The following is a 5,449-nucleotide window of genomic DNA, read 5'->3' on the forward strand; positions in this document are numbered from 1 at the left end:
TCAGTCGAGTCATTGGTCGACGGCGGTGACCACGTCATTGCTCTCGGATCCGTTCTGAACATCGATCTCGGCGAGAGCAAACCGCTGACCTACTACCAACGCACCTTCGGCACACATGCACCTATCGAGCTGAACGTTTAAAGGCTCTTCACTATGGAGTTGTGGACCGGTTGGTCTGGCTCCTTGATGGACGGGTGCCGCGCAGGGTGAACAGGAAGTCTGCGGGGCGGCCGGTGCGCGGATGCGGTAGTGCCCGCTGGGAACCGCGTTCGCTCATCCACTGGTCCAGAGCCGCCAGGGTCGCGTCATCGAGAGGGACCACGCGCTCGGTGTTGAGCTTGCCCAGCGGGACCTTGAGCCAAGTGCCGTGACCGGGCAGGTCCCAGAGGCAGTCGAGTTCGAGGTCGAGTAGTTCCCCGAGCCGCAGGCCGCCGCCTCGCAGCAGGGTAATCCCTGCGCGGGCAGCCGTGTCGGGGAGGTTTGCAACGTCTTTCATCAGGGCGCTGTCCGTTTGTGGGGCCAGTGCCCTGGGCAACGGCGCTGACGGCCGCGGAATGTCCGCGCGGTGGACAACGGTCTCCGCTGGCCGGTCGGCCCATCCCCAAGCGGTGAGGTCATCGAAGAAGCTGCGCAGGTTGATCACCGCGTGCATGTGGTGAGTGACCGAGATCCGTTCCCCGCGGGCGCGCCGTCCTTGGACAGCCGTGTTGCATCCCAGGCCAGGAATTTCTCGAGGTGGGCGCGGGTGAGGCCCGTCAGTTCACGGCATCCGGGGTATTTCCCGGAAAGCCAGACCGCCAGCAGGGTCAGGTGCTCGGCCCGGGAGGCAACAGTGGCAGGGCTCAGTGTCGCGGCGATGGTCGTGAGGTAGCGGGCGATGACGGGGCGGATCAGTGGCTGGGGCACCCCGTCGGCCCGCTGCGCCGGCGTCCTCTCCCGGCGGTTCGGGTGAACCGGCGGAATGTCCGTAGCTCCTAGCTGGTAGCAGCTTTCGCAGGCAGAGGTGCTGACCACCAAGGACTCGGCGCGTGCGCGGCGCCAGCAGCGTCGATGTTGCGATAGCCTGCTCCACTGCATCCAGATCGGCCTCCGCCATGGATTTCAGATCGACGCCGCGGGTCATGCAAAGCAGCGGAAACGCGTTGCCGATGACACGTTGTTCCCATTCCGCTCTCCAGTCGAACGCCACGGCCGCCTGGCGAACCGTGGCAGCATCGTCCGGATGCAGGCTGGTCCAAAGCGAGAAATGAGTGCCTTTGCCTTTGAGCGTGAGCAACTCCAGATCGGGGACGAGCCGGCCAGTGGCAAAGCACCAGGACAGAAAGGCCCAGGCATCGAAGCGATTGATCTGCAGCAGGCGCTCGGCGACGGGACGACGCATCCACTCCACCGGATCCCGGCAGCTGTCCAGGAAAGCAGCAGCATGCCGGCGGCGCAGATATTGTGCCTGCGGACCGCAGGAAAGCTCGGCGACGAACCGGAAGTAGTCCTCACACAGATCGCTCCCACCCGGCGGGGAGAGGAGCGGTTTCGTGGCAGTAGACATCATGACTCCAATCGTGATCTGGCGGCCGCGTACTCCTCGGCCAGCGTGGTTGCCGACAGATGGACATAGCCTGCGGTCGTTTCCGGGCTGGCGTGGCCCATGAGATCGCGCAGCACCAACAGGTCGATTCCGGCAGCAGCAAGTTCCGTGCCATAGGTATGGCGCAACCGGTGCGGACGGACGAGCGGGGTGCCTGCCCGCAGCCGGTGGGTGCGGAAGATCCGCCGCAACCCGGCTTCGGTCAGAGCATGGCCGGTGGTCGGTCCGCGCAACACCACAAAGCATGCACCGGCAGTGCAGCCGGCCGGCCGCTCGGTGCGCAGGTAGGACGCCAGCTCCGTGAAGAATGACGGGTCGACCGGCACGACACGTTCCTTGCCGCCTTTGCCCGTCACCCTGACCCGTCGCAGACCAAAATCAACGTTGGCCAGCGGCAGCAGCCGGACCTCTGACGCGCGCAGTCCACCCAGCAGCATCAACAGCGCTATCGAACGATCGCGGGCGGTCAGCAGATCGGCGATGAAGACGGCCACCTGTGCAGGATCCAAGGCAAAGGGAAGCCTCTTCGCTTCACGCACCAGCTTGCCCCCGCCACGCTCACGGCCCTTGCCCAGATGCCCCAGCAGCCCGCGCCTCATGGCACGGAACCCGGACGAACGCCGCGCAGCAGGAACCGGGTTCTCGCTCACAGCACCGGCGATCACGGCGTAGTCATACAGGTTCCGCACCGCAGCAATCCGCCGGTTCATCGTCGCCGGAGCCGCGCCCGTGCGCGAAGTGAGCCGGACAACTGTGCCGGCGGAATACTCCTGCGGCTGCTGCTGCCAATTGAGTATTTGAAGGTTTGGAAGCCACTCGATATTGCCTTTCGGGGCCATTGATATTGCCGGTGGGGGCCAGTGGCCGTGTTTGTGGGGGCCACCGGCTCCCACCGACGTTTTCTTACTGCTTCATGGTGGCGTGTTGGCGCATGTTGTGGTTGCCGGTGTCGACCCAGATGGTGTTGTGCACGATGCGGTCCATGATTGCATCGGCGTGGACCCCGGAGCCGAGCCGCTGGTGCCAGTCTTTCTTGGCGTACTGGGTGCAGAACACGGTTGATGCTGTGTCGTACCGGCGCTCGAGCAGTTCCAGGAGCATGCTGCGCATGCCCTCGTCGGGGTGGTCGAGAAGCCATTCGTCGATCACGAGGAGGGTGAAGGCCGCGTACTTGTTCAGGAATTTGGTTTGTCCCTGTGGTTTGTCCTTTGCCAGCGCCCAGGCTTCCTCAAGGTCGGGCATGCGGACGTAGTGGGCCCGGATCCTGTGCTGGCAGGCCTGCTTGGCCAGGGCGCACCCCAGGTAGGATTTCCCGGATCCGGTGAATCCCTGAAACACGACGTTCTGCTGCCGTTCGATGAACGAACAGGTGCCGAGCTGGGCGATCACGTTCCGGTCCAGACCACGCTCGTCCACGAGGTCGAGCCGGCGCAGATCCGCGCCCGGGTAGCGTAGCCCGGCCCGCCGGATCAGTCCCTCGACCTTGGCGTGGTTGAACCCGGAGTGGGCCTCGTCCACGACCAGCCGCAGCCGTTCCTCGAAGGCCATGCCGAGCACGAGCGTCTCGTCCTGGGCCTCGAGTGCCTCCAGCATCGGGGCGGCACCCATCTCACGGAGCTTGCGCTTGGTTTCGATGTCGATCCCGCTCATTTGGCACCACCTGCGTAGTATTCGGCGCCGCGGACGTATCCGCCGTGTTCGACTGGTTCATCCCGTGGTGGCCTGAGACCGACGGCTTTGTCCTGCTCTGTGGCCAGGATCGGCTGCAGATGGGCATACCGCGGGGACCGGACGCGGCCTGCCAACGCAAGCCGGCAGGCTGCCTCGACCCGTTCGGCCGAGTAGCGCCGGGAGAGCCGCAACACGGCCAGTGCCGCATCCAGGCCCTGCTCGTCGACCGGGACGGACTCGAAGATCCGGTTGACCACGGTCACCGCTGCCGGGCCGAGCCGTCCGGCCCACTCCCGCACCCGGGCCGGGTCCCACTGCCGGTACTTCTCGCCGGCGGGCAGGTCGGCGTCGTTGGTGCGGTACTCGTTGGCCGCGCCCTCGGGCAGCAGCAGGTGGCTGGTCAGCCGTTCGCTGCCCCGGTAGGCCTGAATCACCCGATCGGTGATCCGCAGGTCCACCGTGGTGCCGATATTGGCAAAGGGCACCGAGTAGTAGTTCCTCTCCCAGACCACGTGCCCGTTCCGGCCCACCCGGCGCCCGTATGCCCATCTGCTGATCTCGTAGGCCGCCGCCGGCAACCCCGTCAGCAGCTGCTGCTCCTCGGCTGCGAACACACTGGCTCTGGACCCGGGCCGCTTCTGGAACGGCTCCGCATTGTAGGCCGCCACCCGCTCGATGATGGCGGCCCTGAGCTCCGGCAACGAGGTGAATTGTCGCTGGCGCAGCCCTGCGATGATCCAGGTAGCCACGTGGGCGACCGTGTTTTCCACGCTCGCCTTATCCTTCGGTGCCCTGACACGTCCGGGCAGCACCGCCGCTGAATAGTGCGCCGCCATCTCGCGGTAAGCATCGTTGAGCACGACCTCGCCCTCGCGGGGATGCTTGATGACACCGGTCTTCAGATTGTCCGGCACGATCCGCGGCACCGAACCGGTGAAGGCCTCGAACATCGCCACGTGGGCCCGCAACCAGGTGTCCTGCTTCATGTCCAGGGCAGGTTCAACGAACGCATACCGGCTGAAGGGCAGGCATGCCACGAACAGATACACGGTCCTGGACTTGCCCGTGGCAGGATCGGCCAACTGCATCGTCGGCCCCGACCAGTCGACCTCCACCGTCTGCCCGGCCTTGTGCCCGACCCGGGATGCCGCCCCCGTTACCAACACATGCCGCTGGTAGGTCCTGCAGAACCGGTCATAACCCATCATCGGCTCACCGGCAGCGGCGCATGAATCGGCGTACTCGCCATGCAGCAGCTTCAGCGTCACCCCGACCCGGGCCATCTCCCGGTGGACATGGTCCCAGTCCGGCTGCGCGAACACGCTTTGATGCTCACCGCGGCCCGGGAACAACCGGGCATACACCTCGCGGTCCGTACTTTCGGCGATCTCATCCCAAACCACACCGGCCGCGTCGGCGGCCTCCAGCACCGCCGTGATGCTCTTCCGCGACATTCCCTGCGATGCCGCGATCGCCCGCCCGGACAGGCCCTCGGCGCGCAACTGCAACACGAGCTTCGCTCTGATCTTCCGTACCATTGATGATTACTCCTTCCGCCGTGCGCCCTATACACACGACGGAAGGAGCCTAAACTGGGTGGCCCCCAACAACGCCACCACCGGCACCCAAGACCGCTACTGCGCGCTCAGCCCACCGGCCCCCAAACACACGACAGATGGACCCCAAAAACGCGAATATTCAGCCAATCGAGGTAATCGAACAAATCAGTCGGGGCGACATCTGCCAGCCCGAGCCGTCGCTCCATAAGAAAACGCAGGAAGTTCAACAGGTCGAACGCATACGCCCGGCGCGTTGCGGGCGAGAAATTCCTCGTCGTCAAATGGGCCAGGAATCCGTTGACCAATTCCCCGGCGGCGTCAGCGGCACCCGTGAGAATATGCCCGTCCTCTGACCTGGCAACCTGCAGTCCCATTCGTCCTCCTCCGGCAGGACTGTTTCCAGTCTCCTACCGCCACGACGGCATCCGGGGCTTCTGGAAATCCGTGGCGTGTCTGGTCATCAGGGCCGGTTAACTGATTTTCGTTTGATGTGTTTGATCGCGGTGTTGTTGGTTATCTGGAGCCGGTCTTGCGAAGACAGGAGATGTGCTGGGATTTTTCGTCGGTGACATGTCTCTGACCGGGTTGTTGGTCCTCAGGGGCTGGGTAGTTGGGCGGCGTGGCGTTCTTCGCC

Annotated in this window: 6 protein-coding genes; all 6 read right to left on the reverse strand. The window is 64.8% G+C overall.

The genetic code is table 11. The features are described 5' to 3' along the window. Window positions 1-151: 151 nt before the first annotated feature. Window positions 152-652, reverse strand: a complete 501-nt coding sequence (locus tag PY310_RS21105; RefSeq protein ID WP_275216588.1) for a tyrosine-type recombinase/integrase — start codon at window positions 650-652, stop codon at window positions 152-154. Between the two features lie 108 nt (window positions 653-760). Further along, window positions 761-1,549 (reverse strand): hypothetical protein, encoded by a 789-nt coding sequence (locus PY310_RS21110; RefSeq protein ID WP_275216590.1) that lies wholly within the window; start codon window positions 1,547-1,549, stop codon window positions 761-763. Then, complete coding sequence (locus PY310_RS21115; RefSeq protein ID WP_275216591.1) at window positions 1,546-2,250, reverse strand: tyrosine-type recombinase/integrase; 705 nt, start codon at window positions 2,248-2,250, stop codon at window positions 1,546-1,548. The genes PY310_RS21110 and PY310_RS21115 overlap by 4 nt, the downstream gene beginning before the upstream one ends. Before the next feature lie 238 nt (window positions 2,251-2,488). Beyond that, window positions 2,489-3,235: an ATP-binding protein gene (locus tag PY310_RS21120; RefSeq protein WP_275216592.1), complete on the reverse strand. Its 747-nt coding sequence runs from the start codon at window positions 3,233-3,235 to the stop codon at window positions 2,489-2,491. Next, the gene (gene istA, locus PY310_RS21125) at window positions 3,232-4,794 is read right to left on the reverse strand and encodes an IS21 family transposase (protein ID WP_275216593.1); all 1,563 of its coding nucleotides are present in this window, start codon (window positions 4,792-4,794) and stop codon (window positions 3,232-3,234) included. Before istA ends, PY310_RS21120 begins: the two co-directional genes overlap by 4 nt. 107 nt (window positions 4,795-4,901) lie before the next feature. Further along, the gene (locus tag PY310_RS21130; protein WP_275216594.1) at window positions 4,902-5,189 is read right to left on the reverse strand and encodes a site-specific integrase; all 288 of its coding nucleotides are present in this window, start codon (window positions 5,187-5,189) and stop codon (window positions 4,902-4,904) included. Between the last annotated feature and the right edge of the window lie 260 nt (window positions 5,190-5,449).

Origin of the sequence: Pseudarthrobacter naphthalenicus (genome assembly GCF_029076445.1) — a bacterium.
GTDB lineage: Bacteria > Actinomycetota > Actinomycetes > Actinomycetales > Micrococcaceae > Arthrobacter > Arthrobacter naphthalenicus.